Genomic DNA, 26,551 nt, shown 5'->3' on the forward strand with positions numbered 1-26,551 from the left:
CCCGCTCGCCTTGGCAGGAGGCCGTCCCCGGTAAAACTTTGTGAACTGATTCACACCAGCCTCTTGGCCCGGCGGCTCAACCCGTGCTGTGATGCGATCACATCCGGCTCGACGGCGCGCTTGGGGAGGGCACTGTGGCGGACACCGCCATGTCACGTTCGGAACAGCTGGATCCCAAAGGCCCCACGGGCCACACAGGCCCCGAAGGCCCCTTGGAGCGCGAGGGCCGACCCCCGGCGATGGACCCCGACAGCCCGCTGGGCCGGGCCGTATGGCGGCTGCGGTCACGCGGCTGCTGGGAGGACGCGGCAGCGCTGCTGGATCCGTACGCCGACGCATATCCGCAGGCGGCCGTGGGCCGGGCCGCGCTGTTCGTCGAGCGGTGCATGTACACGGCCGACGGCTGGGCGGCGGCGGAGGACGCGCTGCGTGTCGCCGAGGCGGTCGCCCAGGTGGACGACGATCGCGGCGCTGCGGCCTGTGAGCGCGGTCAACTCGCCTACGCGGCCACCGTGCTGGGCGTACGCGACCGGACCGACGAGGCGCGGGCCGCGCTCGGCCGGGCCGCGGCGCTGCTGGAGCCCAACGCCCCGGGCCGCGCCCTGCTGGACTTCCGGCGCGGACTGCTGGCCGAGAACCTGAGCGACACCCCGGAGTCGGCGCGCGCCGCGTACCGCAGGGCGCACGCGGGCGCGACCGCACGCGGGGACCTGCTGCTGTGCTCCTCGACGTGGCGGCACCTGGCGGGACTCGCGGCGCGCGAGGGAGAACTGGCCGAAGCCCGCCATGGGTTCGCCGAGTCGCTGCGGCTGCGCGAGGAACTGGGCTTTCTCGTCGGTATGGCACCCGCCCTGGCCTCGCTCGCCGACGTACAGCCGGAGCCGGAGGCCACCCGGCTGCGCGAGGAGGCCGGACGGCTGTTCCGGCTGCTGGGCGGCGTCCCCACCTGGCTCGCCGGCCGGCTGCCCGGCGGGGCGGCGAGCGGCGACGGTCCCGATGGCGGCGCCGCGACACCCGGCGAGGCCTGACCCGGGCTGCCCGCCGCGGGAGTGCCGACTGCCACCGACACGGCCACCGATAAGCAGCGGCACCAAAGCCGGTTCAGAAGTGCCCGCGGACCAGCCGTTCGACGGCGGGGAAGTCCTGGGCCGTCAACGCGTCCAGCAGGGCGAGATGGTCGGCCGCCTCGGCGAGCAGATCGGTGGTGCGGGGTGCGGGTGACGCACGGAGAGCCGACAGGTGTGCGCGGCGCTGTACGTCCTCGGCGACCGTGACGAGCTGCCGGTTGCCGGTCAGCTCCAGCAGCGCGCGGTGGAAGGCGCGGTCGGTCTCGGCGTAGGCGGTGTGGTCCCCGCACGCTGCCGCCTGCCAGGTGTCGTCGGCGAGCGGCCGCAGCTGAGCCCACTGTTCGGCGGGCTGGGTACGGGCGAGGGCCAGCACGGCCGGTACCTCCAGCAGGGCCCGGACCTCGGTGAGTTCGGCCAGGTCTCGGGGGCTGTGCCGGGCCACCCGGAAGCCCCTGTTGGGCACCGTCTCGACGGCGCCCTCGCTCACCAGCAGTTGCATGGCCTCCCGTACGGGGGTCGGCGAGACGCCGAAGCGTTCCGCGAGCGCGGGCGCGGAGTAGACCTCGCCCGGCGCGAGTTCACCGGAGAGCAGCGCGGCACGGAGGGCTTCGAGGATCTGGTCCCGTACGCAGTGGCGCTGCGGGACGACCTTGGGGGCCGGGGGCTCGCTGTGGGTGTGCTCACCGCGGACGGCCGCTTCCGCCCGCTTCCTGGCGCCGCGCGCGGACGGCACGGAGGGGCCCACTGCCGGGACGGCGGTCGGCGGAACGCCGGTCGGCGCCGTACGCGACTCCGCTCGACTCTGCTCCATAGGGCCCCCAGCACTCTCCGTACATGTCTTCGCCAGTGCAGGCTGCCGTGCACCCTAGGCGGACGCGACACGAGATCAAACCTCGGACACAATCAGCTAAGGTAAGGCTTACCTGCTAACGATCGTCGATTCGGTGGTCCTCATGGCCGTGCCCACCCTCGCTTCCGTAGCCTCTGACGTCTCCCCTTTCCATGCGGCGTACGCGCGGCTGACCGAGGTGTTCCCCGCGCTGGGTGTGACCGAGACCACGGCTTGTGAACCCCTTCCCGAGGGCCCCGGCTGGGTGCGCGCGAGCGCTCTCGCGGCCGGCGGCGACGCGCTCGACGCGTTCCTCGCCTGGGACGAGGAGCAGATCCTGCGGGACTACGGACAGCAGGGCCGACCGGATGTCGTCGCCGGCTTCGGACTGCACCGTTACGCCTGGCCCGTCTGCCTGCTGGTCACCATCCCCTGGTTCCTCCAGCGGCGCGTGCCACGGCTGCCCGTGGAGGCGGTGGCCTTCCAGCGTTCGTCGGGGCGGCTGGCGGTCCGTATCGAGGAGTTCGCGTGCCTGCCGGACGACCCGGCGGCGGCCGCGCCGGGCGCGCGTGTGGTGCCCGACGAGGAGGCCCTGCGCGCCGAGGTCCGGGACGCGGTCGCCGCCCATCTCGCGCCCGTACTGGAGGGGTTCAGGCCACGACTGCGGCGCGGTTCCCGGGCGCTGTGGGGGATGGCGACCGACGAGATCACCGAAGGACTCTGGTATCTGGGCCATCTGCTGGGCGAGGAGCCGCGCGCGATGGCGGAGGCCGAACTGTTGCTCCCCGGCTCACTCGAACCCTTCGCCCAGGGGGCTCGTTTCCGCCGGCTGACGGCGCCCGACGGTTCGGCGCTCACCACCCGCGACCGGGCGAGCTGCTGCTTCTTCTACACCCTCCGCCCCGAGGACACCTGCGTCACCTGTCCCCGAACGTGTGACGCGGAACGTATCGAGCGAATGGCTGCTGTCCGCCAGTAAGTTCGACCCCTTCTGCCCCTGTCGGACACCGGTGCCCCCTTTTAGCGTTCTCTTCCCTTGAAACCCCTCGGATGGGTGCCGCACTGCCGTAAGGATGCTCGTCAACACGAAGCAAGCCAGAGCGCGAGCGCGGCACCGCCTCGCGTACGTACGGGCCCGTACGCGGCGTCCGCGACGTGCGCGCCCCGCGGTACCGCGCGGCAAGGGGCACAGCCGATGAGACTGACCGACATATCGCTGAACTGGGTGCTGCCGAGCGCCGTGCTGCTCGTCGGCACTCTGACCGCGGTGCTGGTGATGGCGCGTTCGCGCCGCCACAGCTCTTCCGCCGAGGGCGACGCCGCAGCCACCACGCTGGGACAGCCCGACTCCTGGGAGCGCATGGAGGAGCGGCGGCGCCGGAAAGAGACCCTGTACGCGACAGCCGCGTATCTGCTGCTCTTCTGCTGCGCCGGCGTGGCCGCCGCCCTCTCCTTCCACGGGCTGGTCGGCTTCGGCAGGCAGAACCTGGGACTGAGCGGCGGCTGGGAGTATCTGGTCCCGTTCGGGCTGGACGGCGCCGCGATGTTCTCCGCCGTGATCGCCGTACGCGAGGCCAGCCACGGCGACGCCTCGCTGGGGTCGCGGCTGCTGGTGTGGATCTTCGCGGGGGCCGCGGCGTGGTTCAACTGGGTGCACGCGCCACGCGGCGCGGAGCACGACGGAGCGCCGCAGTTCTTCGCCGGGATGTCGCTCTCGGCGGCGATCCTGTTCGACCGGGCACTCAAGCAGACCCGCCGGGCGGCGCTGCGGGACCAGGGCCTGGTGCCCCGCCCGCTGCCGCAGATCCGTATCGTCCGCTGGCTGCGGGCGCCCCGCGAGACGTTCGGGGCGTGGTCGCTGATGCTGCTGGAGGGCGTACGGACGCTGGACGAGGCCGTCGACGAGGTGCGCGACGACCGGCGGCAGCGCGAGCAGGAACGGCTGCGCCGCAAGGACCAGGAGCGCCTCGACCGGGCCCGGGTCAAGGCCATCAACCGGCAGCACCGGCGCTGGAACATGGGCCGCGGCGGCCCTGGGACCCATGTGGAGGTCGAGCTCGGCCCGCCCACGACGTCCCCGCCCGCCGCTCCGGTCACCGCGGGCGAACACGGCGGCGAGCTGCCCGCGGTGAGCAGTTCGTCCGTACCGCGCGGCAGGCCCGCGTTGCAGGCCGTCGGTGACGACAGCGCTGTCGGCCGCAGTGACCTCGGCCGGGACGGCGGCAGCGAGAAGAACGCCGCCAGTCCGCGACTCGACAGCCTGGAGGAGAAACTGGCCGAGATCGAGCGGCAGTTCGGTTGAGGGCTGACGGCTGCATGGCTGACATCTGACGGCTGCACGGCTGACAGCTGACCGGTGCGGTACGAGGGCGCGTGTCATGGCGCCCCGTACCGCACCGGCTGTCTAAGGCAGTTCACGCGTTGCGGTCTCAACCGGCAGCGGCAGTGCGCCGGGTGGCGGGGAAGGCGTGCGACCGGGCCGCGAGTACCAAGGCCAGCACCGGCAGCATCAGCACCAGCACGCTCCACGGGAACGCCTCCGCACCCAGGGCGTCCAGCAGTACCCCGCCGACGACGCCGCCACCAGCCATGGCGGCGTTCCACAGCGTGACGAGCATCGCCTGCGCGGCGTCCGCCGACTCACCGCCCGCCTCCCCGACGGCCGTCTGGAGCAGCGTCGGCGCCCCTCCCCAGCCGAGCCCCCACAGGGTGACCGCTCCGTAGACGAGCGGCGTGCTGTCGGCCGCCACCGCGAGTACCGCCGCCGCGACGGCGACCAGGAGCACGCCTCCGAGCGTCAGGGCACGCAGCCTGCGGCCGATGTGCGCGCCGACGAACCAGATGCTCACCAGGGACGCGGCTCCGAAGACCAGCAGGACCCGGTCGACCGAACCGCCCAGTCCCGCGTGGCCGAGGAACGCGGCGATGTAGGTGTAGAGCACCGTGTGAGCCAGTACGTAGCCGAGCGTGACGGTCAGCACGGGTGCCACACCGGGTATGCGCAGGACGCACAGCATGGGCGTACGCGCCTCGGGCCGCTGCCCGGGGTGGTCGGGGACGGCAGCCGTGATCCAGGCCAGCAGTACGACGGTGAGCGCCGTCATGGTCCAGAAGGCGATCCGCCAGCCGAGCGTCTGGCCCAGGAAGGTACCGGCCGGGACGCCCAGCGAGAGCGCCACCGGAATGCCCGCCATGGCGATCGCGATGGCCCGGCCGCCCAGGTGCGGGGCCACCAGACGGCGCGCGTATCCGGCCAGCAGCGCCCAGGCGAGCCCGGCGGCCACCCCCGCGACGAAGCGTGCGGCCATGGTGAGCGTGTAGTCGGTGGAGACGGCCGTGACGGTGTTCGCCGCGGCGAAGCCCGCCATCGCCGTCAACAGCAGCCGTTTGCGCCGCCATCCGGCGGTGAACGCGGTCAGCGGGATGGCCGTGAGGGCCGTGCCGATGGCGTAGATGGTGACCGTCTGGCCCATGGCGGACTCGCTGACGCCGAGGTCGCCGCTCATCGCGGGCAGCAGCCCCGCGGGCAGCGTCTCGGTGAGGCTGGTGATGAAGACGGCTGTGGCCAGCGCCAGCAGGGCGGCGAGCGGAAGTCCGCGCCGCTCGCCTGGCCCGGTCCCGGGGGAGGCGGCGGAAGGTGCGGGCGTGGAGCCGGGCTTGGAGCGCGCCGTGCGCGCGGTGTCGGTTCGCATGACGGGTATGCTCGAACCCTCACATTGATGTGAACGTCAAGCCGGAACGGGTCGAGCGGAGGTGAGGGCGGCCACATGCGGATCGGGGAGCTCTCGGAACGTACCGGAACGCCTCGGCGGCTGCTGCGCTACTACGAGGAGCAGGGGCTCATCGCCGCCGACCGCTGCCCGAACGGCTACCGCGACTACGACGAACGGTTCGTCGACCGCGTGCTCCAGATCCGGGGACTGCTCGACGCGGGGCTGCCCACCCGGATCATCAAACAGATCCTGCCCTGCCTCGACAAGCCCCGGGTGATCCATTTCCGGGACGCCACCCCCGAAATGCTCGCCACCCTGGAAGACCAACTGGAGCGGATGACGGCACGCGTGGAGTGCCTGACCCGCAACCGGGACGCCATCGCCGAGTACCTCGACGCAGTACGGGCCACCCGCGCGCAGGGAGCGTGACCCCGCCGGTCAGCGCTCCCACACGGTGACCGCCGTCCGGTCACCCTCGCACCCCTCGACGGCGTGCTGGAGGTCGGCGAGGTACGCCGCGAGCCCGGGCGGCTCCGCCTCCGGGTTCCCCCAGCGAGCGGCGAGCCGGTCCGCGAAGGGCGGCTCGGCGTGCAGCGGTTCGGCCAGGCCGGGGCTGCACATCAGCAGCACTTCGCCGGGCCGCGCGGCGCAGGAGCGGAAGCGGAACGGCTCCGTACGGGCCGGCTCGGGCGGCTCAGCCGGGGTGAAGCCGTCCCGAGCAGCGGCCGCGCCCGCTGCCGGATCGCGGTCGATCACCGAACGTGCCTCCGGCGCGGGCGACATGGTGGCCGGTGGCTCGATGTCCTGCCAGGCACCGTCCCGCAGCCGGAGGAGCCCGCCCCCGCCGGCGCCGAAGAACACCCGGGTACGGCAGTCCGGGTCGGCGGGCAGCAACAGACACCTCAGGTCGGCGGTGTACTGCTCGGGGGCCAGGCCCAGCGCCGCGGCCTGGGCGCGCAGTCTGCCGAACGTGCGGTCCGTCAGCCGGTGCAGACCGGGCTGGAGCGCGCTGTTGCGGCCCGTACGGATGTCGTCCGCCAGCCGCGCGCTGCTGCGGCCGATGGCAGCCCCGATCGAGTGACACGCCTCGCGCGCGGCCCGGTGTCCGCCGGGACCCGACCGGGCACCTGCCGCGACGGCGACCAGCACCAGCCCCTCCTCTCCTGCCCCGATCCGTACGGCCAGCAGCGCATCCGTCCGCAACTCCCCCGCCCGTCGCGCCCGCTCCCCGCGTACGGACACCGCCCGCAGCGCGGCGCGACCGTACCGCGTCCCCTCCACCACCGTGTCCGGCACCAACTCCCCCAGCGAGCCCGGGTCGGCCACGGGCAGGATGCCGGGCGCGGGTTCGCGGCCGGGTGTGGGCATGGGCTCGGCAGCGGCGGGCTCGGGGGCGCGGGTGTCGGTCAGGGTGCGCGTCACCGAGCGGTAGCGCTCGTCGAGCGTGTCCCGGGCGCCGGCCCGGCCGGTGTCGGGCGCATGGGGGTCGTACAACTGGGCCCACCAGTCGCGGTGTTGGTCGCCGTGCGGGTCTCCGTCCTGTGCCCCCTGTCCACTCATGCGCTCATTGTCCCGCGCAGGGAACGGGCGGGAAGGGCGTACGCGGGATCCGGCACCGGACGGTGGTCCTAGGCCGCGAGTCGGGGGTGGGGACCGACCAGGATCCGATGCGGTGCCGAGTGGGGCGTGTGACGCTGTCTGACATGACTCATGTGACAGCTGCTTCCGGCGCCGCCGCGGCCGACCCGGGCGACAAGGAGTTCACCGCTGCCGAGCGCGAGTTCCTGGCGTCCCAGCGGCTGGGGCGACTGGCGACGGTGGACCCCAAGGGCCAGCCGCAGAACAACCCCGTCGGCTTCTTCCCGCAGGACGACGGCACCATCGTGGTGGGCGGCTACGCACTCGGTACGACGAAGAAGTGGCGCAACCTGCGTGCCCAGCCCCGGCTCGCCCTCGTCGTGGACGACATCGTCAGTTTCCAGCCGTGGCGGGTGCGCGGCGTGGAGATCCGGGGTGTCGCCGAGCTGCGTGAGGGACCGCACGATCTGGGCCCGCACTTCAGCGAGGAGCTGATCGTCATTCACCCGCGCTGGGTGCACAGTTGGGGGCTGGAGGAGGAGTGAGGCCCGTCGCGTACCACAGGTGGTGCAGCGCGTAGGACCGCCAGGGGCGCCACTGTTCGGCTTCCGCGGCACTCGCACCGATCAGCGCCAGCCCGTGCCGGACACCCGCGTCGCCGGGCAGGAAGACGTCCGGATCGCCCAGGGCTCGCATCCGCATATAGCCCGCCGTCCACGGGCCCACCCCGGGCAGTGCCAGCAGAGCGCGTTCCGTCTCCGCACGGTCGGCGCCCGGGTCGAGCACGACGGTGCCGTCCGCGAGCGCCGCGGCGACGGTGCGGATGGTGCGGCGGCGGGTCTCGGGCATACCCAGCTCGCCCAGGGGCGCGTCGGCGAGCACGTCCGCGTCCGGGAACAGATGGGTGAGCGAGCCGTCCGGCGCCGCCAGCGGTTTGCCGTAGGCCGCGACGAGCCTGCCGCCCAGCGTGCGCGCGGCGCCGACGGTGACCTGCTGGCCGAGCACCGCGCGGATCGCCAGCTCGTGCGCGTCGGCGGCGCCGGGTGAGCGCAGTCCTGACGTGCGGGCGACCAGCTGCCCCAGCGCCCCGTCGTCGTCGCCGAGCCGCTCGACGACCGCGTACGGGTCGGCGTCCAGGTCGAAGAGGCGCCGCACGCGCTGTACGGCGGTCGTCAGATCGCGCAGATCGCCCAGGTGCAGCCGGCATTCCAGCCAGCCCTTGCCGCTGCGCGCCGGGCACTCGTCGACCTCGGCGATGCCGGTGCCGTAGGGGAGGTTCAGGGTGCGCCGGTAGGTGCGGCTGCCGGGCGTGCCCAGCACCTCCTCGACGCCCGGTACGACGCGGCGCTCCAGGAAGCCGAAGACCTGCTCGGTGGCGTACCCGCCCCGGTACGCCAGCCGCAGCGGCACCCCGGCGACGGCCCCGCCGCCATGTGCGACGGCCTCCCGCACCTCCGGGCGGCCCGCGGGCCCGTGCCCGCCCCGCGCGGAGGCGGCGCGCAGCTCGCTCGGTGTACGGGCGTAGATCTCGCGGACCGTGTCGTTGAACTGCCGCACACTCGCGAAGCCCGCCGCGAACGCGACCTGGGTGACGGGCAGCGGTGTCGTCTGGAGCAGCACCCGCGCGGTGTGCGCCCGCTGGGCCCGCGCGAGCGCCACGGGTCCCGCGCCGAGCTCGGCGGTGAGCTGGCGCTGCACCTGGCGGGGGCTGTAGCCGAGCCGCTGGGCCAGGCCCGCGACGCCCTCACGGTCCACCACCCCGTCGGAGATCATCCGCATCGCGCGGCCCACCAGGTCGGCCCGTACGTTCCACTCCGCCGAGCCGGGCACCGCGTCCGGTCGGCACCTGCGGCAGGCGCGGAACCCGGCGGCCTGGGCCGCCGCAGCGGTGGGGTAGAAGCGGACGTTCTCCCGTTTCGGGGTCACCGCCGGGCAGCTCGGCCGGCAGTAGATGCCGGTGGTGCGCACACCCAGGAAGAACACCCCGTCGAACCGGGCATCCCTGCTGCGTACGGCCTCATACCTGCTGTCTTCTGTCGTCACGTCTCCCAGTGTGGGAGGCTGCCCAGCCGAGAGCTAGCGGGATTCGGACATGGCCGTCGGCCGGGCGCTCCCGCGGCGCAGCGCGTACGCGGCGCACAGGAACGGTACGGCGGCGCAGGCGAAGAGCGGAGCGGGTCCCGCGCCGGCTGCCGAGCCCGCCGCATAGCCGCTGTAGACGGCGACGGCGACGACCTCGGAACCGAAGCCCGCCACCGAGGTGACGGTCGCACGGGCGGAGTCGTCGACGCGTTCTTGGAGGCGGGCCTCGGTGTGGGCCACGGCCCAGTAGAACGCGGCGAACGCGGCTGCCAGCGGGAGGAACCCCGCCGGGACGCGCACCGCTGCCGCACAGGACGCTGCCGTCAGCAGGAGCGCGCCCGCCGCCAGCACCGGTGCCGCCCACCGCTCCCCCCGCCCGGCCAGCCAGCCCCCGGCCACGGCTCCCGCGGAGACGAGCCCCACCAGCAGCGGCAGCATCACCGGTGCCGCTCCGGTCGCCTGCGCGAGCAATGGCACATACTCGTCCAGCGCCGTGACCCCGGTGACCACCGCGGTCAGCACCACCGCGCGGGCCACACCGGGTGAACCGCGCGCCTGTGCCAGGGCGCTCGCGGCGACGGTACGGAGCGTGGGGGCCGGCTCCGGGTGGCCGTCGGCCGGAACAGCGGCGGTGCCCTGGGACGTACGACGGGACGGGAAGGTGAGGGCTGTCAGCGCGGTCACCACGCACGCCGCCACACTCGCCATACCGACCGCCCAGTATCCGGCGGCCGCGAGCACCGGGGCGGCCAGGACGTCGGCCAGCAGCGCGGCCGAGGTGCCCATCGCATGTGCCCGTCCCACGAGTGCCGGATACGCCTCCGCCTGCCCGCACCGTGCCAGCTGCTCATATGTGAGGGCCTGCCAAGTGCCCGACCGCAGCGCGGAGTCCGCTCCCCACAGCACGAACCCGGCGGCGAAGGCCGGGTAGGACGGCACGAACGTCCACAGGGCGAAGCCCATCGCACTCAGCAACGGCGCGCACACCAGCAGCAGACGGCGGGAGAAGAGATCGGCCCACAGTCCGGAGGGAATCTCCAAGGCGAACGCCGTCACCGACCAGATGACGAACAGGGAGGAGATCTCCGCCGGGCTCAGCCCGTGCTCGGCGAACAGCAGCGCGTAGACCGGGTACAGCAGGACGAGATCGCGGAGGAACGTGTAGGCGCACAACGTCCGCGCGAGCCGTGCCCGCGCTGTGTGGTTTTCAGTGCTCCGTGAGCGTCAATGTCGCTTCATACGGGCCAGCCTACGGTGCCCCCGGCCCCTCGGGGAGCCGTTGCAACAGTCCCCAGGTGAACTCCGCCACCACAGCATGGCGTTCGCCCTCCCCGTCGGCGGCTGCGAAAGCGAGCTGCCACCGGGTGGGCGCCGAGCCCTCACGAAAACGGGCGCGGGGCGAACGCGCCCTCGTCAACGGTGCCGACGGATCTTGCGTGCCCCGCATGGAGTCTGCGCTTGCCCACCCTGCGCCCCTGGCGCAGACTGCCCAAGCGCAGCGCAGGGGAACGGGACCGCGCCCCGTAAGGGGCGCGGGGAACTGCGCGACAAGCCACAACCAACCCGCAGCCCGCGGAAGACGGGCAGGGGCACCCCCTCACCGGAAACAACGGGAGGGGGCACCAAGTCCGCGCGGCAATCCCTAGCGGCGCGGCCCGCGTTTGCGCTCCATCATGTGCCGGCCCAGCGCCTGCCGCTGCTTGAACACCCTGCGCTGCTCCGCGCGCAGCCGCGCATCCGTACGGGCTGCCAGACGGGCGTTCTCGCGCAGCAGCTTGCGGTAGCTCTCCAGCCGCCGTTCGGGCAGAGCGCCGCTCTCGACGGCGGCCAGGACCGCGCAGCCGGGCTCGTACTGGTGGGCACAGTCCTGGAACCGGCAGTCGGCCGCGAACTCCTCGATCTCGGAGAACGCCTGGCCGAGCCCGCCCTCGGCGTCCCACAGGCCGACGCCCCGCAGCCCCGGGGTGTCGATGAGGACGCCGCCGCCGGTCGCCGCGGGCAGGGGCAGCAGGTTGCGGGTGGTCGTGGTGTGCCGCCCTTTGCCGTCCCGGTCGCGGACGGCCCGCACCGTCTGCGTCCGCTGTCCCAGCACCGCGTTGGCCAGCGTGGACTTGCCCGCGCCGGACTGGCCGAGCAGCGCCGTGGTTCCGCCCGCGAGGACGGCGGCGAGGATGTCGATGCCCTCGCCCGTCTCCGCGCTGACGGGCAGCACCTGGACGCCGGGCGCCGTGGTCTCCGCGTCCGCGACCAGATGCGCGACGGTGGCCTCGTCGGGTACGAGGTCCATTTTGGTGAGGACGAGCAGCGGCTGGGCCCCGCTGCTCCACGCCAGGGAGATGAACCGCTCGATACGGCCCAGATCCAGCTCCGCTCCGAGGGAGATCGCGATCAACGCGTGGTCCACGTTGGCGGCGAGGACCTGCCCCTCCGAGCGCTTGGAGGAGGTGGAGCGGACGAAGGCGGTACGGCGCGGCAGCAGCGTCCGTACGTACGGCGGGGCGCCATCCGCGTCGACGACGGCCCAGTCGCCGGTGCACACGACCCGCATGGGGTCGCGCGGGACGACGAACTCGGTGTCGGCGCGGAGGGTGCCCACCGGGGTGACCAGATCGCACTGGCCCCGGTCGACACGCACCACCCTGCCGGGCAGCGGGTCGGGACCCGCGGTGGCCGGGTCGGCGAGCACCCGGTCGTACTCGGCCTGCCAGTCGGCGTCCCAGCCGTACGCGGCCAGCGCCGACTGGTCGTATGTGTGCGAAGTGCTCTGCGACAAGGGGTTGACCCTTCACAAGGGTGGCCCCGGCACGGAAAGGGAGATGGTCAGCCGGTGGCCACGGAGGTGGATGTGACGGACTGGATGTGGGCAGCGCCCGGCGCGGAGACAGCCATCGGTCACACCTCCGTTCTTGCGTTCTTGTCGCGGGGCACGGCGGGCTCTTTGCCGCCGTGCGGATCGCCTGGACCGTACCCCTGCGGGGTGCCGCGCCGCCATCGATTTTCGCGGGCGGCATCGTCGGCCGCGGCGGGAAAAGAACCCGGCTATGGGAGGGGTCAGTCGCGGCGGGAGTCGTCGGCGCCGTCCCTCTCGTGTCCGCGGGGCCGCAGCAGGCGGCCCCGGACATCCGACGGCGGCAGGAACTTGGTCCAGCGCTCGGGGAACTCCGCGGGGGCGTCCAGGTCGAAGGCGTCGGCGTCCTCGTCCTCCGTCATGCGGCGGCGCCGCGCGGCGACGGCGGCGACGACCTCGGCCGCCGCCTCCTCGCGGCGCCGCTCATTGGCGCGCCGCGCGGCGGCCGTGGCCACCGAGGGCCACACATGGTCGATGGCGGCGTTCACGGCGGCGCCCACCAGCACGGCGAACGCCGACACGCCGATCCACAGCAGCACGGCGACGGGTGCGGCGAGCGAGCCGTAGATGGTGGGGCCCTCCACGGTGTTCGTCAGATACAGCCGCAGCAGGAAGCTGCCGAGCACCCACATCACGAGCGCCACCAGTGCGCCGGGGATGTCCTCCCGCCAGGGTGACCGCACCGGTACGGAGACGTGGTACAGCGTGGTCAGGAAGACGATGGACAGCAGCAGCACGACAGGCCAGTAGAAGACGCTGACCACCCATTGCGCCTGCGGCACCAGCCGCAGCACCGCGTCAGGCCCTGCCACCATCAGCGGCAGCGCCACCGCGCCGATCACCAGCGCCACGAGGTAGAGGAAGAAGGCCAGCAGCCGGGTCTTGACGATGCCGCGCCGCCCGTCCAGCCCGTACATCACGGTGATGGTGTCGATGAAGACGTTCACGGCGCGTGAGCCGGACCACAGTGCCAGCGCGAAACCGAGCGAGATCACATCGGGGCCGCCGCCCCTGATCACATCGTCGATGAGCGGCCGGGCGATCTGCTCGACGCCCCGGTCGGACAGCACGGTGGCGGAGGCGTCCAGGAAGTTGCGCCGGATCATCTCGATCGTGTCGGCGCCGATCCAGTCCAGATAACCCAGCAGGCCGATCACGCCGAGCAGCAGCGGGGGGATGGAGATCAGCGTGAAGAACGCCGCCTCGGCCGCCAGACCGAGCACGCGGTACTCCATGCACGAGTTGACGGTGTCCTTGAGCAGCAGCCACGCCATCCTCCTTTTGGGGACATCGCGATACTTCACCCGCGCCCTGCGGAACTGGCTGTGGGACCGCCGGGGAGCCCACCGGGGGGCCCGTCCGGCGGTCTGCTCAGGGGTTTCCTCGACTGCACGCACCTCTTTAACGTATCTGTATGCCACCCTCGACACACACCGTGACCAACCAGGCTCCGCCGCTGGTCGACTACGACGTCTTCTCCGCCGACCCCGCACTGGCCGAAGGCGTGGCCCGGCACATCGCCCCCGAGCGCGCCGGGGAGGCCCGCGCCGAGCTGGCCGCGCTGGGCAAAGTGGCGGGCTCCGCCCAGGCGCAGGAGTGGGGCAGGCAGGCCAACGACTACCCGCCGGTGCTGCGTACGCACGACCGGTACGGGCACCGGATCGACGAGGTCGACTTCCACCCCGCCTGGCACCGGCTGATGGAGCACGCGGTGGCCGCGGGGCTGACGGACGCCTGGTCGCGCCCCGACGGACAGCTGCGGCGTACCGCGGGCTTCTACGTGTGGTCGCAGGTGGAGGCGGGGCACAGCTGCCCGGTCTCGATGTCGCACGCGGCCGTGCCCGCGCTGCGCAAGGAGCCGGAGCTGGCCGCCGAGTGGGAGCCGCGGCTGAGCTCGCACACCTACGACTACGGCCTGGACCGGCCGGCGGGCGCCAAGCTGGGGGCGATCGCCGGGATGGGCATGACGGAGAAGCAGGGCGGCAGCGATGTCCGCGCCAACACCACCGAGGCCGTCCCGCTGACGGGCGAGGGCGCCGGCGAGGGGGAGTACACGCTCCTCGGCCACAAGTGGTTCTGCTCGGCGCCGATGTCGGACGTCTTCCTGGTGCTGGCGCAGGCGCCCGGGGGGCTCACCTGTTTCCTGGTGCCCCGGGTGCTGCCGGACGGTACGCGTAACACGTTCCGTATCCAGCGGCTCAAGGACAAGCTGGGCAACCGCTCCAACGCCTCCAGCGAGGTGGAGTTCGACGGCACCACCTGGGCGCGCAGGGTGGGCGAGGAGGGCCGGGGGGTGGCGACCATCATCGAGATGGTGGCGGCCACCCGGCTGGACTGTGTGACGGGCTCGGCGGCGCTGATGCGGCAGGCCGTGGCACAGGCCACACACCACACCGCGCACCGCTCGGCGTTCGGCAAGCGGCTGATCGAGCAGCCGCTGATGCGCAACGTTCTCGCCGACATGGCGCTGGAGTCGGAGGCGGCCACCACGCTGACCCTGCGGCTGGCCGCGGCGTACGACAGCGCGGCGGGCGAGGGCGAACAGGCGGCGGCGGACCGCGCGTTCCTGCGGCTGGCGCTGCCGACGGCGAAGTACTGGGTGACCAAGCGCGGGGTGCCGCTGGCGGGCGAGGCGCTGGAGTGCCTGGGCGGCAACGGCTATGTGGAGGAGTCGCCGATGCCGCGGCTGCTGCGCGAGTCGCCGCTCAACTCGCTGTGGGAGGGCTCGGGGAACGTCCAGGCGCTCGACGTACTGCGGGCGCTCCAGCGCTCCCCCGAGTCGCTGAACGCGTTCCTGACGGAGATCGGGCAGGCGCACGGAGCCGATCACCGGTTGGACGCCGCGACCAAGGATGTGTTCTCCCAGCTGGCGGACCTGGACGGCATCGAGTCCCGGGCGCGGCGGCTGGTGGAGCGGATGGCGCTGGTCCTCCAGGGCTCGCTGCTGGTGCGCTTCGCGCCGACCGCCGTCTCCGACGCGTTCTGCGCTTCGCGACTGGGCGGCGACTGGGGCGCAGCCTTCGGCACGCTGCCCTCCGGCCTGGATCTGGAGGCCATCGTGGAGAGGGCCCTGCCGGTGGCGTAAGGAGGGACCGCGCCCCGTCAGGGGCGCGGGGAACTGCGCGACAAGCCAGGACGCACCCGCACCCTGCGGACATGGGACAGGGGCACCCCGTACCCAGCCACCCAGGGCGGGCCCCCTACTCCGCGGCGGCCTCCAAATCCTTCGCCCAGGGCGGATTCGCCCCGCGTACGGAGACAACGGCGGCGGCCACCCGAACGCCGAACTCCAGGGCCTCGGTGACCTGTTGCCGGGTGAGGCCGTCGAGTCTGCCGCCGAGCGCTCCGGCCGTGCGGAGGGCGTGGAGGAAGCCCGCCATGAAGGAGTCGCCCGCACCGACGGTGTCCACGACCTGGGTGGGCGGCGTCGGTACGTGGACGCGGTCGCCGTCGAGCGAGGCCAGCACGCCGTCCGCGCCCAGGGTGACCACGACCAGCGGGACGCCGTCCGCATGGAAGGCGTCGGCGGCGTCCTCGGGGGTGGCGCCGGGGCGCAGCTGGGCCAGATCGTCGTCGGAGAGCCGCAGTATGTCGGCCAGCGCGCACCAGCGGGGCAGCGCTTCGCGGTAGACGGCCGGATCGACCAGCAGCGGCCGGACGTTGGGGTCGAGGGAGACGGTGGCGCGGTCCCGTACTGTCGCCAGCAGTCGTTCGACGGCCGGGCCGCCCGGCTGCTGGACCAGGGCGAGCGATCCGGTGTGCAGGCAGGTCAGAGGCCCGGCGGTGGCGGTGGCCAGTTCGTCGTCGGTCCACTGCCAGTCGGCGGTCTGCTGGGCGTGGAAGGCGTAGTCGGCGCTCCCGTCCTCGGCCACGTCCGCCACGGCCAGGGTGCTGGGCTCGGCCGCACGCACCGTACGGCCCAGGTCGACGCTGGAATCCGCGAGGCGGGCGGCGAACAGCCGACCGAACACGTCGTGCGAGAGCCGACCCAGGAACTGGGTCGGCGTGCCCAGCCGTGCCAGCGCCACGGCCGTGTTGGCGGGACCGCCGCCCGGAAAGACGTCCAGCGTGAGCGGCGCGGCCGCCTCGCCGCGCGGCGGCGCCACGAAGGCGTCCGCGACGCACTCGCCCAGCACGGCAATGGGGTGTTCAGCGGTCATCTCGGCCCTTTCGCTCTTCCGCCTCGACGCGGGTCCAGCTCTGACGGGCACTACAGTACGGCGGGGCGCCGCCGTAGGGGTTGGGCGAATTGTCCGTCTTCGGGTGCGTTGTGGCTGGTCGCGCAGTTCCCCGCGCCCCTTCGGGGCGCGACCTCTCAGCGGGAAGAGCGCCGCAGCCGCCCCGGCAACGACCGCAACTCCGGGACCCGCAACAGCAGCCCCAGAAGCACATAGCCGACAAAAAGCACCAGTACACCCGCCCCCAGCCCCGCCCCCGCACTGACGGCGCCCCCTCCCATCGAGCGCCGTACAACATCGCCCGCCCCCCATGCGAGCCCCGCCGCAACGGCCGCGGCGAGGAACAGCCGCCCGTACACCGCCGGCAGGCGCCCCCCGGTGTCGAGCGGCGCAGCCAACCGGCGGCGCAGCAGCCAGGCGGTGAGGGCGAACCCCGCCATGTAGGAGAGCGAATAGCCGGCCGCCATGCCGGTCACAGCCCAGCGCGCGGGCAGCAACACATGGCAGCAGCTGGCCAATGCAATGTTCACCGCGGCGATGAACGCGGCCATGAAGAACGGGGTCCGCGTGTCCTCGAGGGCGTAGAAACCCCGCAGCAGCAGGTACTGCGCCGAGAACGGGATCAGCCCGAGCCCGAACGCCTGGAGCATCTGTCCCAGTGGCTGGGCCGACGCGGCGTCCGCGGCGCCGTGCGCGAACAGCAGCACGGCGATCTGCGGACCGAGCGCGAGGAAGAGGAAGGCTGTCGGGACGATGACGGCGCCGGTGAGGCGCAGCGCGCGGGTCAGATCGGCGCGCAGGTCCGCGGGGCGCCCCTCGGCCACCGCCCGGCTCATCCGCGGCAGCAGCGCGGTGACCAGCGAGACGGTGACGATGGACTGCGGCAGCATCCAGATGGTCTGCGCGTAGGTGTACGCGGAGTATCCGGCGCCCGCGTCCGGGAGTTCCTGGTCGGCGGCGTTGGCGTAGTTGGTGACGACGGTGAGCGCGACCTGGTTGGCCAGCACGAACAGCAGCGTCCACTTGGCGGCGTGCGCGCTGCTTCCCAGTCCGGTGCCGCGCCAGTCGAACCGCGGCCGGAAGCGGAAGCCGGCGGCACGGGCGAACGGGATCAGCGCGAGTGCTTGCAGCGCGATGCCCGCGGTGGTGCCCAGCCCCAGCAGCCGCACCTGGCTGTCGGTGATGTCCGCGACCTGCTCGGGGACGGTCATCATCCCGAGGTAGACACCGAACATCGCGATCAGTACGGCGTTGTTGAGGATGGGAGTCCACATCATGGCGCCGAACTTCTCGCGGGCGTTCAGCACCTGGCCGAGCATTCCGAACAGCCCGTAGAAGAAGATCTGCGGCAACAGGAAGCGGGCGAAGACGACGGTGAGCTCGAACGCCTCGTGCTGTGCGGGGGTGTCCCGCATATAGAGGCCGACGATCTGCGGCGCGGCCCAGACGGCGAGGACGGTGCCGAGCGCGAGCACGGTGACGACGAGCGTCACCAGCCGCTGCTCGTACGCCCTGCCGCCGTCGGCGTGCGTGGCGCGTGCCCGGACGAGCTGCGGCACCAGGACCGCGTTGAGGGCACCGCCGATCAGGAGGGTGTAGAGGCTGGTGGGCACGGTGTTGGCGGTGTTGTACGTGCTGGCCAGCAACCCGGTGCCGAGCGCCGCCGCCTGGAGCACCTGCCGGATGAGCCCGGTGGCCCGCGACGCCACTGTCCCGGCCGCCATGAGCAGCGACGATCTGGCGAGCCCCGGCTTGGCCGCGGCCGTCTCCTGCCGGTCCCCCGCGCTGGTCCTGGTGCGTATCCCCTCCGCCATCGGGCCAATCTATGCCGAACTGATCACCGTGCGTGAATCGAGTGGATCCGCTCGGGCCCGCCTACGACCCGGCCGAGGACCCCGCGCACCATCTGTCCGGCGGTGGTCTGTCGGACTGGTTCGACGCCCTGGTGCACGTACGGGAGGTCGGCCCGGCGCGGCTCCTGTGACGGCTACGCCCGCTTACGAGACGGCTGCGGCGCGGGCGGGCAGCCGGTCGGTGCGGGTGTGCCGATAGGCGTGAGTGTGCTCGCCCGTGCCGGAGTCGACGGTGTAGGCGTCCACGACGACCTGCTGTGCGTTGATGGTGAGCAGCATGAAGCCGAGCGTGTCGTACGCCTCCCAGAACGCCTTGTTGCTCGGCTCGTCCGCGCGGCCCTTGGTCTTGGCCGCGGCGCCGCACACGATCTGCTGGGTGCCCCGGTAGTCGGCGGCGGTGTCCAGGATCTGGAGGGTGTGGTCGTGTCCGCCCAGCAGGAACTCCGCCTTGCCGACGACGACTTCTTCGTACAGCTTCTTGACGTGCTTGCCGCTGAGGTAGTCGCCGCAGCTGATGCCCTCGTACTCGCCCGCGTTGCGGTGGGTGCCGTTGTTGCGGAGCGGGTGGTGCGCGAAGACGAACTTCCAGCGGGCGCGGGAGGCGGCCAGCGACTTCTCCAGCCAGGCGCGCTGCTCGCGGGCGAAGGGCCCGTCCCAGTAGTACTCGGGGTCGGTCTGGAGCACATAGGAGGACAGCGGCGTGGTGTCGAGCGCGAAGAACTCGGCCACCGGCTCGGCGGCGCCACCGGGTACGGCCACGGAGTAGTAGCGGCTCGGCATGTACCAGCGGGCCGAGTGCGCGTGGTACGCCACCTCGTGGTCGCCGCGTGAGGGCCGGCCACCGCTGCCCGGGATGATGCCGCTGGTGTCGTGGTTGCCGAGCACCATCAGCCAGGGGACGTCGATGCCGGTGTTGGGGCGTTCGAACTTGGACTGGAACTCGTCGTCCGTGTCGCTCTCGGGCCCGTTCTCGTAGATGTTGTCGCCGAGTCCGATCGCCAGATCCACGCCGCGCCGCGCGCACACCGCCCGTGCGGCGTCGGCGACCTTCCACTGGCCGTCCTCGCCGGTGCCCGCGTCGCCGGTCAGCAGCACGGTCAGTTCGGCCTTGTCGGGTATCGGCAGCTTGTCGGCCCCGCCGTCGGCGGCGCTCGCCGACTGCGCCACCGCACCCCCGCCGAGCACGGCGGCCGCCCCCGCCCCGCCGACGCCCGCGAGCACCGTCCGCCTGCTGACGCCGGTGCTTTCCCCCTGAGTTCCCATGCGTTTCTCCTCATGTGTCTTGTACAGACACCACCCCTGCGGAAGGTGGCATGTACACGGCGCAGCTAAGACTGGGCGCGGTGAGAAACACTGTCAACTCGTGGGTAACTTCTTTGTCGCGGACCGGGGTCGCCCAGTCGGACGGCAAGCAAAAGGCCGGTGGCCGCCGTGAGCGCGAGCACCGTCAGCGTCGGGCCCATCGCCGCCAGGAAACCGGCGTCAGCGGACAGCCGGGCAGGAGACCAGAGGGACATCAGGGTGGTGGCCGCCGCGACACCCAGCGTGGGGCCCACATTCATCGCTGTCTGCTTCAGTCCGCCCGCCACCCCGGCGTGCCCGGCCGGCGCCTGCCGTACGACGACGGACGTGGCGGTGACCATCACGGCGGCGAACCCGGCGCCCAGCGCGGCGAACGCCACACCCACCTCGCCCGCGCCCACGTCGGCACCGGCCCGGGACAGCAGCGCCATCCCGGCCGCCAGCACCGCCGCCCCCGCCCCCGCTGTACGGCGCGGACCGTACCGCCGCAGCAGTACGGCACACAGCGGTGCACCCAGCACCATTGTGGCGGCGAGCGGCAGTGTGCGTATCCCGCACTCGAAGGGGTCGAGTCCGACCACGTCCTGGAGGAAGTACGTGCCGACGAACAGCGTTCCGTGCAGCGCCGCGGACGCCACCAGCAGCAGCGCCAGCGCCGGGGCGATGCCCGGCGTACGCAACAGTGCGCCAGGCACCAAGGGGTGGACGGCGCGGCGTTCATGACGCAGGAATGCAGCCGCTGCCGCGACGCTGACGGCTGCCGCGAGCCCATTCACCGCCGTCCAGCCGGCGTCCGGTACGGACACGAGAGTGTGCACCAGGCACAGCAGTGCGACGGCGAGCAGGCAGGCCCCCGGCAGATCGAGGGCGCCGGACGACGGGGCCGTGGGCGGCTTCCGCCCTGCCACCAGCACTGGGAGCCCCACGGCCAGTGCCGCAGGGACGTTGAGGAAGAACACCGCCCGCCAGCCCAGTTCGGCAGTGAGCATCCCGCCGAGCACCGGCCCCATGGCAGCGGCCAGCCCGATCACGCTCGTCCGTACCGCGATCGGCATACCGAGCCGTTCGGGTGGGAACGCGGCGCGGAGCATGCCCAGCGTGGCGGGTTGCAGTAGCGCCCCGAAAACGCCCTGTACGACACGGAGCCCGATGACCCAGCCGATGCCGTCCGCCAGCCCGACCCCGGCCGAGGCCGCGCCGAAGCCCAGCATCCCGAGCGCGAACACCCGTTGGTGCCCGTACCGGTCGCCCAGCCGCCCCGCGAAGACCAGCAGGCTCGCGACCGCGATGAGATACCCGGTACTCGTCCACTGCACCTGCGCGAACGTGGCCCCGAACTCCCGCTGGAGGCTCGGCTGTACGACGACGAGCACGGTGCCGTCCAGCGCCACGACCGCAGCACCGGTGACACTGGCGGCGAGAGTCAGCGCGCGTATGCCCGCTCCAGTGGGCGTACTCACGCGGCCTCCGGCCCGAGGTGGGCGTCCAGCGTCGCACGCAGTACGTCGTCCGCCTCGGCGCCGGTGGCCAGCTGGAGGCTGCGCCAGGCGCCGAGTTGGGCGATGCCGTGCAGGGCGGCCCAGAGCGCGCCGGCCTGGGCGCGGTGGCCTTCCTTCGGCGCCTCGGTGTCCTCCCGGCGGGCGCGTGCGACGAGATCGACCAGGACGTCGAAGAGCGGCAGGCTCGTCTCACGCAGCCCCAACACGCCGCTCTCCAGCAGGTCGTGGCGGAACATCAGCTCGTACATCCCCCGGTGGTCACGGGCAAAGGCCAGATAGGCGCGGGCCAGCGCGGTGAGCTGGGCACGCGGGCCCTCTGCTTCCCGTTCGGCAAGCGCGCGTCCTGCCTCGGCCGCCAGCTGCCCGAATCCCTCGCGGGCGATGGCGGAGAGCAGCGACAGATGGGTGGGGAAGTACCGGCGGGGCGCCCCGTGGGACACCCCCGCCTGCCGGGCGATCTCCCGGAGGGAGACCCCCCGGGCGCCTTCCCTCGCGACCAGCTCGACGCCTGCGCGGACGAGCCGTTCGCGGAGGCCGGCTTCCGTGTTCGGTTCACTCATAGACAGTGTCTACCAGTGATGAGTAGACACTGTCTACCGCGTGTCCGTGGTGGGCAGCTCGCACCACACCGTCTTCGCGTACGCGCCCTGCTCCACGCCCCACCGCAGTGCGAGCGCGTCAACGAGGGCGAGCCCTCTGCCCGACTCGGCGTCCGGAGCGGCGGCGAGGTGAACGGGGAGGGGGCGCGGGTCGGGATCGGTGACGCCGAGCCGCAGGTGGCTGCCGCCGCACCAGGCGACCCGTACGGTCGCGGGACCCCCTCCCCCACATGCACGACGACGTTGGTGAGCAGTTCACTGACGCAGAGCGCCGCCACGTCGGCGGCTGCCTGCGGCGCGCCCCACCGTGTGCAGTGCGCGGACACCTCGTGACGTACGGCACCGATGTCGGTGGCCCGTGCCAGCAACGCGAGGGAGAGCGCGGGCCGTTGCGGCGTGGTGGCGACCCGCCATGTCTGGGTCTTCACCCGTCGGCCCGCCCCTCCTCCGCCGCAGTCCGCAGTACGGCGGCGAGTGCGCGGGCGGTGTCGACGTTGCAATTGCCGAGCGCGACAAGCGTGTACGGCTGCGACCCGGCGTAGGTCACCGGGTCGACTCCGAGGGAGGGCAGAGTGATCCCGTGGGCGCGGAGGGCCGTGCCGAGTTCGGCGATACATTCCTCGACGCTTTTCGCTCGTCCGTACGCACATTCGTTCATTTGTCGCACCCTTCCTGAGCACTGTGTGACGAAGCCCTCACACAATGGCCCGAGCGCGGGTAACGTTGCAGCTCATCGGGCTCCCGCAAGCGAACTGCCCATCAGCTACGACCAATTGCGGACCCTCCGGGAATGGCCCCACCCGAACGAAAACAGCCATCAACCTCTCGGCGGTGAACCGTGCCAGGACCCAAGGACATCGACGGATCAGCAGGCGTGCCCACCTTCTACGGGAAGGAGCTCCGCTGGAAGCGCGAGCAAGCAGGGCTGACCCAACCGCAGTTGGCAGAGGGCAGCTTCTACAGCGCCAGCCACCTGAGCGAGATCGAGCGAGGGGAGCGACGAATGCCGCCTGATCTCGCGGAGCACGTGGATCGAGTGCTGGGGACGGATGGGTTCTTCAGTCGGCGGTGCGAGGATGTGCGGAAGGCGCGGCGGAGGGGGCACGCCGCCTACTTCGAGAGGGTCCTGGAGACGGAAGCCAATGCGGACAGCATCGAAGAATGGTGTCCCACGCTGATTCCGGGTCTCGTTCAAACCGAGGCGTACATCCGGGCTGTCGTTCAAGCTACTCATCCCTTCGAAGCACCGGAGGAGGTGAAGTCGAAAGTTGACGGTCGCTTGGAGCGGGCTGAACTCTTCAGCAGAGACCGGAGGCCCATGGTCTGGATCATCATGCATGAGTCCGTGCTGCGGCAGCGGATCATTCCGGGGGAAGCTATGGCTGAGCAACTCGATCACATCGCGGTGCTGGCTCAGCGGCGGCAAGTCGTTCCACAGATCATCCCGTGGAATGCTGGCGTCCATCCTCTGATGCAGGGCACCGCCAAGGTCATGACCTTCGCTGATGCCCCACCGTTGGCCTACACCGAGTCGTCTTACAGCGGACACACCATCGACGAGCCAGCGATCGTCAAGAAGTACTCTCGGGCCTACGATCTGGTCAGGGCTACGGCGATGTCCCCGTCGGCTTCCCTGGCAATGGTTCAGCAAGCGGCGGAGGACCACCGAAATGACAAACAACCAGCCTGGCTCGAACAACTACTCCTGGATTAAGAGCAGCTACAGCAACGGCGACGGCGGCGACTGCGTAGAGGTCGCCGCCAACGCCCCCGACGGCATCGTCCCGGTCCACGACACAAAGACCGCCCCCACCGGCCAAATGCTCACCTTCCCCGCGCACCAGTGGGCCCACTTCATCACCGCTCTGCACAACGGAGACTTGAACACCTGACACCACACAGCCAGAGGAGCCCGAGATGATCGGCAGCCGACCCGACCTCAGCACCGCACACTGGCGAAAGAGCAGCTACTGCAACGGCAGCGGCGGCGAGTGAGTAGAGGTCGGCGCAAGCGCAGCTGTCGGCGGCTAGTTTTTCTGCAGGGCGCGGGTGACGCCCGCGATGACGGCGGTTGTCAGCACCCAGCCGAAGGCGATCAGCAGGTAGGCCAGCCACTGGAGGCTGTCGTTGGGCCAGTACCAGGCTGTGCGCTGGCCCAGGCCGCCGATGGGGATCAGGAGGTCGAGTGTGTAGACGAGGGGCTGGAACGGGGCGCCTTCGCCCTGTTTGACCGGGCTGGGAGAGTGAGCGCCGAAGGACAGCGTGCCCAGCAGGGTCAGTGCGAGGAGCCAGACGCCGGCCAGCCAGGGGCGGTAGCCGTAGCCGACAGTCGCATCGAGCAGGTGCCCCCACCCGCGCGCGGCCCGGGGCAGAGTCTGACGCCGGTGGCGCTGTTTGGCCAGGAGAACGCGGCGGGCGTCGTCGTCGTGGCCGGCCTTCCGGTACCAGCTCGCCAACTGCTCGTACGGCTGCGGGTTGTAGCCGGGGCTGCGTCGTATCCACGCCACCCGTCCTGCAACAGAGTCCCGCCCCCCCACTGCCTCCCGGCGCTCCCCGCCCCTGTCCACCTTGATGGAGCCGTAGACGAAGCCGTCCAGCTCCACCACGTCCGGCCAGCTGTGCTCGCTGTCATGGAGGTTGGACACCTGTGCGCCCCGCAGGTCCACGCTGCCGGACGGAGGCTGGGCGAGGGTGAAGTCGAAGTCGACGGCCTGCATCAAAGGGGCGGCCAAAGACGGGCTGGTGTCGTCGGGCGGGCCGTTGAGGACGGCTCCCTCAAAGGTCACGTTGTCCGAAATCCGGGCGCCCCGCAGGCGTACGGTCCCGTTCGCGGTGAATCCGTCGGAGAAGTCGAGCGTCGAGGCTGCGGCGTTGTCCAGGGCGAGGGCCGTCCCGCGTGGGCCGGGGCTCACCAGCTGTGCCCCCTTCATGAACAGTCCGCCCGGCAACTGCGCCCCCAGCAGCCGTACTTCGCCTCGCACGACAAACCCGCGCCTGCAGGTCACGCCTCCTTCCATGACCAGGCCGCCGGCGGCCACGGCCCATCCTCCGGGCGCGCTGATCTCAGCCCCGTTGAGGAGCATGCCGCCGGTCACCCGGGCGTCGCTCAGCGACAGGGCGGTACGCACATGGTTGAAGGGCGAGGACGCGAGGCATTCCACCACCGAGCGCCGCAGGTCGAGGGTTCCCTCGATACAGGCCGAATAGGCTTCGATGCCCGGGACGTGACTGCCCGTGATCACGACCGTTCGGGTCGACGCCCCGAGCAGGTCCACCGACTCCTCGAACCAGCAGTCCTCCAGCCAGAGGGCGTAAGCGATCTGCGCGCCGGCCAGGTTGAGGCGCCCGGATATCCGCGCCCCGGCGAGCCGCAGACACGCCACGGCGCCCGGCTGCGCGGTGTTCGCGCCCAGCAGGAGCGCCACGATCACCGCCGCCCGCACCGTCCGCTCAGGACCCCAGCGCCCACCCTCGGCGACACGATCGTCCTCGGGCACCCCCATGCGCAGGTCCACGCGGCGCCCCTCGGGGAACCCGTCCCACAACTCACGCTCCGATGAGGTCAACTCGTCGTATGAGAGCACTCGTGCAGCGTAGTGATCGTCCTTCGCGGACGCAGAGCTGACCTCACACCGGCTGTCGTTCCGTGGGGCTCAGTTCCACAGCGCGTATCCCCCGCTTGTCGGAACCTCCCACGAACAGGGTCGAGCCGTCCGGGGAGAAGGCCATTCCATGGACAGCGCCGGAGAGCGCCCGGTACGGGGAGGTCGCGGAGCCTGACGGAGTCAGGTGGGTGACCTTGCCGTCGGTGAAGCCCACGGCCAGCCAGCCGGACGGGTGGAAGCACAGAGCTGATGGAGTCGCCGAGGAGCCCAGCGCTGTGCTGTTCAGAGCGAGCAGAAGCCGGCCGGTGACCGCGTCGATCAGGACCAGACCCAATGTTTCGGAGGAGAACTCGCCACCGCAGGCCGCTGTCAGGCGCCCGCACGGACTGGCTACGGCAGCCCGCCAGTGCGTATGGAAGTCCCAGTTCGCCTCGGAGGACGGCGGCGTGACCCACCGCACCTCACCGGTGGTGAGGGAGAAGCCCATGGCGTGACTGCCCGCACAGGCCACGGCGGTTTCACCGTCGCCGGAGACGGCGAGTTGGGCGCCGACATAGACCATGTCGTGCAGTCTGCGGTCCTTGACCAGCGCCGACACCCTCTCGCCTCGAACATCGGCGACCACCACGCGAGTACCCTCGTTGGGCAGCAAGGCGGCCACCAAGCTGGGATCCGCCTCTCCTTCGAGAGCCAGCAGTTGATCCCGGGCTTCCACTGGAACGTCCGGACCGTCAGGGGTCCGTTCCTGGTCGAAGGGGTGGCGCGTGAGCGAGACGAGTTCCGGCCGGTGACTGTCACTCGACGGTCGCCACGCGAACAGGCGCCCAAGCGGCCACTCGCAGCTGGCCCACTCCTCTGACACGGCCATCACCTGCACGATCCCATGCGGCCACACCTGATTCGCGGCAAGCCACCTTCCGTCGCGGGAGAGCGCCGGGTCACGGACTCCTGGACAGCGCAGCAGCACAGTGTTCAGGTCGGCCCCGGAGCGCAGCTGCACCTCGAACTCGCCATTCGGCGCATCGCGTGGGGCGCGTAGCCGATCGCGCAGGTGCCGTCGTCGGCCATGGAGAGTGACCGCACAGAGCCGGGCATGTCCGTCTGCGCCACCCACCACTTCCTACGGCGGGCGACGGCGAGCAGGCCGAAGCGCAACTCAGGCGGAAGCGTCCCGGCAATTCCAAAGTGCCAGTTCGCCTGTGAATCGACGATCTCCCAACCGAGACGGGCGGCCAGTACGTGGATGGAGCGCAGTGCCGGGTCCCGGATATCTCCGAACTCGACCTGAATCCGGCCCGTCGTTCCGTCATCGTCCACGACGATATGAACGGAAGCTGTGGACTAAGCGGCAACCGGCCCCTCACTGAGCCCGGCCTCCTTCAGAAGGCCGGCCATCTC

The 26,551-nt window shown here is 71.7% G+C and carries 25 protein-coding genes; 9 read left to right on the forward strand and 16 right to left on the reverse strand.

All coding sequences use genetic code 11. The annotated features are described in order from the left end of the window. Window positions 1-149 precede the first annotated feature (149 nt). Window positions 150-1,028: a hypothetical protein gene (locus tag ACQEU8_RS08060; protein ID WP_433098323.1), complete on the forward strand. Its 879-nt coding sequence runs from the start codon at window positions 150-152 to the stop codon at window positions 1,026-1,028. A 73-nt stretch (window positions 1,029-1,101) separates the two neighbouring features. On the opposite strand, the gene ACQEU8_RS08065 is transcribed toward ACQEU8_RS08060, so the two are convergent. Next, on the reverse strand, window positions 1,102-1,878 hold the full coding sequence (locus ACQEU8_RS08065; protein WP_433098325.1) for a GntR family transcriptional regulator: 777 nt from the start codon (window positions 1,876-1,878) through the stop codon (window positions 1,102-1,104). 142 nt (window positions 1,879-2,020) lie between these two features. Here ACQEU8_RS08065 and ACQEU8_RS08070 point away from each other — a divergent pair, with 142 nt between their 5' ends. Then, window positions 2,021-2,875 (forward strand): (2Fe-2S)-binding protein, encoded by an 855-nt coding sequence (locus ACQEU8_RS08070; protein WP_433098327.1) that lies wholly within the window; start codon window positions 2,021-2,023, stop codon window positions 2,873-2,875. 216 nt (window positions 2,876-3,091) lie between these two features. After that, window positions 3,092-4,198 carry a DUF2637 domain-containing protein gene (locus tag ACQEU8_RS08075; RefSeq protein WP_433098329.1) on the forward strand — a complete coding sequence of 369 codons (1,107 nt, stop codon included), beginning with the start codon at window positions 3,092-3,094 and terminating at the stop codon, window positions 4,196-4,198. Between the two features lie 127 nt (window positions 4,199-4,325). On the opposite strand, the gene ACQEU8_RS08080 is transcribed toward ACQEU8_RS08075, so the two are convergent. Further along, a complete protein-coding gene (locus ACQEU8_RS08080) occupies window positions 4,326-5,588 on the reverse strand; it encodes an MFS transporter (protein WP_433098331.1) in 1,263 nt (420 codons plus the stop codon). A 75-nt stretch (window positions 5,589-5,663) separates the two neighbouring features. On the opposite strand from ACQEU8_RS08080, the gene ACQEU8_RS08085 reads away from it, so the two are divergent. Further along, window positions 5,664-6,038, forward strand: coding sequence for a MerR family transcriptional regulator (locus ACQEU8_RS08085; protein ID WP_433098333.1), 375 nt, complete (start codon window positions 5,664-5,666; stop codon window positions 6,036-6,038). A gap of 9 nt (window positions 6,039-6,047) precedes the next feature. On the opposite strand, the gene ACQEU8_RS08090 is transcribed toward ACQEU8_RS08085, so the two are convergent. After that, window positions 6,048-7,169, reverse strand: coding sequence for a protein phosphatase 2C domain-containing protein (locus tag ACQEU8_RS08090; RefSeq protein ID WP_433098335.1), 1,122 nt, complete (start codon window positions 7,167-7,169; stop codon window positions 6,048-6,050). Window positions 7,170-7,312: 143 nt separating this feature from the next. Here ACQEU8_RS08090 and ACQEU8_RS08095 point away from each other — a divergent pair, with 143 nt between their 5' ends. After that, window positions 7,313-7,732, forward strand: a complete 420-nt coding sequence (locus ACQEU8_RS08095; protein WP_433098337.1) for a PPOX class F420-dependent oxidoreductase — start codon at window positions 7,313-7,315, stop codon at window positions 7,730-7,732. Here the strand turns inward: ACQEU8_RS08095 and ACQEU8_RS08100 are convergent. From ACQEU8_RS08100 to ACQEU8_RS08115, 4 genes are all read right to left on the reverse strand, one after another. After that, the gene (locus tag ACQEU8_RS08100) at window positions 7,686-9,230 is read right to left on the reverse strand and encodes an Ada metal-binding domain-containing protein (RefSeq protein WP_433098339.1); all 1,545 of its coding nucleotides are present in this window, start codon (window positions 9,228-9,230) and stop codon (window positions 7,686-7,688) included. The genes ACQEU8_RS08095 and ACQEU8_RS08100 overlap by 47 nt on opposite strands. Window positions 9,231-9,263: 33 nt before the next feature. Beyond that, a complete protein-coding gene (locus tag ACQEU8_RS08105; RefSeq protein WP_433098341.1) occupies window positions 9,264-10,442 on the reverse strand; it encodes an MFS transporter in 1,179 nt (392 codons plus the stop codon). A 469-nt stretch (window positions 10,443-10,911) separates the two neighbouring features. After that, window positions 10,912-12,042, reverse strand: a complete 1,131-nt coding sequence (gene rsgA, locus ACQEU8_RS08110) for a ribosome small subunit-dependent GTPase A (protein ID WP_433098343.1) — start codon at window positions 12,040-12,042, stop codon at window positions 10,912-10,914. Between the two features lie 278 nt (window positions 12,043-12,320). After that, complete coding sequence (locus ACQEU8_RS08115; protein WP_433098345.1) at window positions 12,321-13,514, reverse strand: YihY/virulence factor BrkB family protein; 1,194 nt, start codon at window positions 13,512-13,514, stop codon at window positions 12,321-12,323. 17 nt (window positions 13,515-13,531) lie between these two features. Here ACQEU8_RS08115 and ACQEU8_RS08120 point away from each other — a divergent pair, with 17 nt between their 5' ends. Next, on the forward strand, window positions 13,532-15,202 hold the full coding sequence (locus ACQEU8_RS08120; protein WP_433098347.1) for an acyl-CoA dehydrogenase family protein: 1,671 nt from the start codon (window positions 13,532-13,534) through the stop codon (window positions 15,200-15,202). Between the two features lie 115 nt (window positions 15,203-15,317). Here ACQEU8_RS08120 and ACQEU8_RS08125 read toward each other — a convergent pair whose 3' ends face one another. Beyond that, complete coding sequence (locus ACQEU8_RS08125) at window positions 15,318-16,277, reverse strand: carbohydrate kinase family protein (protein WP_433098349.1); 960 nt, start codon at window positions 16,275-16,277, stop codon at window positions 15,318-15,320. A 155-nt stretch (window positions 16,278-16,432) separates the two neighbouring features. Further along, entirely contained in the window at window positions 16,433-18,109 is a 1,677-nt protein-coding gene (gene murJ / locus ACQEU8_RS08130; RefSeq protein WP_433098351.1) for a murein biosynthesis integral membrane protein MurJ, read from the reverse strand. Between the two features lie 41 nt (window positions 18,110-18,150). On the opposite strand from murJ, the gene ACQEU8_RS08135 reads away from it, so the two are divergent. Beyond that, window positions 18,151-18,279: a hypothetical protein gene (locus tag ACQEU8_RS08135; RefSeq protein ID WP_433098353.1), complete on the forward strand. Its 129-nt coding sequence runs from the start codon at window positions 18,151-18,153 to the stop codon at window positions 18,277-18,279. A gap of 13 nt (window positions 18,280-18,292) precedes the next feature. On the opposite strand, the gene ACQEU8_RS08140 is transcribed toward ACQEU8_RS08135, so the two are convergent. The 4 genes from ACQEU8_RS08140 to ACQEU8_RS08155 form a co-directional block, all read right to left on the reverse strand. Then, window positions 18,293-19,411, reverse strand: a complete 1,119-nt coding sequence (locus tag ACQEU8_RS08140) for a metallophosphoesterase (protein ID WP_433098355.1) — start codon at window positions 19,409-19,411, stop codon at window positions 18,293-18,295. A gap of 65 nt (window positions 19,412-19,476) precedes the next feature. Then, on the reverse strand, window positions 19,477-20,910 hold the full coding sequence (locus ACQEU8_RS08145; protein WP_433098357.1) for an MFS transporter: 1,434 nt from the start codon (window positions 20,908-20,910) through the stop codon (window positions 19,477-19,479). Next, a complete protein-coding gene (locus ACQEU8_RS08150; protein ID WP_433098359.1) occupies window positions 20,907-21,509 on the reverse strand; it encodes a TetR/AcrR family transcriptional regulator in 603 nt (200 codons plus the stop codon). Before ACQEU8_RS08150 ends, ACQEU8_RS08145 begins: the two co-directional genes overlap by 4 nt. Before the next feature lie 463 nt (window positions 21,510-21,972). After that, window positions 21,973-22,206: a hypothetical protein gene (locus ACQEU8_RS08155; RefSeq protein ID WP_433098361.1), complete on the reverse strand. Its 234-nt coding sequence runs from the start codon at window positions 22,204-22,206 to the stop codon at window positions 21,973-21,975. Between the two features lie 216 nt (window positions 22,207-22,422). On the opposite strand from ACQEU8_RS08155, the gene ACQEU8_RS08160 reads away from it, so the two are divergent. Continuing rightward, window positions 22,423-23,262: a helix-turn-helix domain-containing protein gene (locus tag ACQEU8_RS08160; RefSeq protein ID WP_433098363.1), complete on the forward strand. Its 840-nt coding sequence runs from the start codon at window positions 22,423-22,425 to the stop codon at window positions 23,260-23,262. Beyond that, complete coding sequence (locus ACQEU8_RS08165) at window positions 23,219-23,440, forward strand: DUF397 domain-containing protein (RefSeq protein ID WP_433098365.1); 222 nt, start codon at window positions 23,219-23,221, stop codon at window positions 23,438-23,440. The genes ACQEU8_RS08160 and ACQEU8_RS08165 overlap by 44 nt, the downstream gene beginning before the upstream one ends. Before the next feature lie 135 nt (window positions 23,441-23,575). Here the strand turns inward: ACQEU8_RS08165 and ACQEU8_RS08170 are convergent, their stop codons facing one another. From ACQEU8_RS08170 to ACQEU8_RS08180, 3 genes are all read right to left on the reverse strand, one after another. Further along, on the reverse strand, window positions 23,576-25,132 hold the full coding sequence (locus ACQEU8_RS08170; RefSeq protein ID WP_433098367.1) for an oxidoreductase: 1,557 nt from the start codon (window positions 25,130-25,132) through the stop codon (window positions 23,576-23,578). Between the two features lie 43 nt (window positions 25,133-25,175). Then, complete coding sequence (locus ACQEU8_RS08175) at window positions 25,176-25,805, reverse strand: WD40 repeat domain-containing protein (RefSeq protein WP_433098368.1); 630 nt, start codon at window positions 25,803-25,805, stop codon at window positions 25,176-25,178. Between the two features lie 320 nt (window positions 25,806-26,125). Next, window positions 26,126-26,470, reverse strand: coding sequence for a hypothetical protein (locus tag ACQEU8_RS08180; RefSeq protein WP_433098370.1), 345 nt, complete (start codon window positions 26,468-26,470; stop codon window positions 26,126-26,128). Window positions 26,471-26,551 lie beyond the last annotated feature (81 nt).

It is taken from the genome of Streptomyces sp. CA-250714, from assembly GCF_050936705.1.
Classification (GTDB): Bacteria; Actinomycetota; Actinomycetes; order Streptomycetales; family Streptomycetaceae; genus Streptomyces.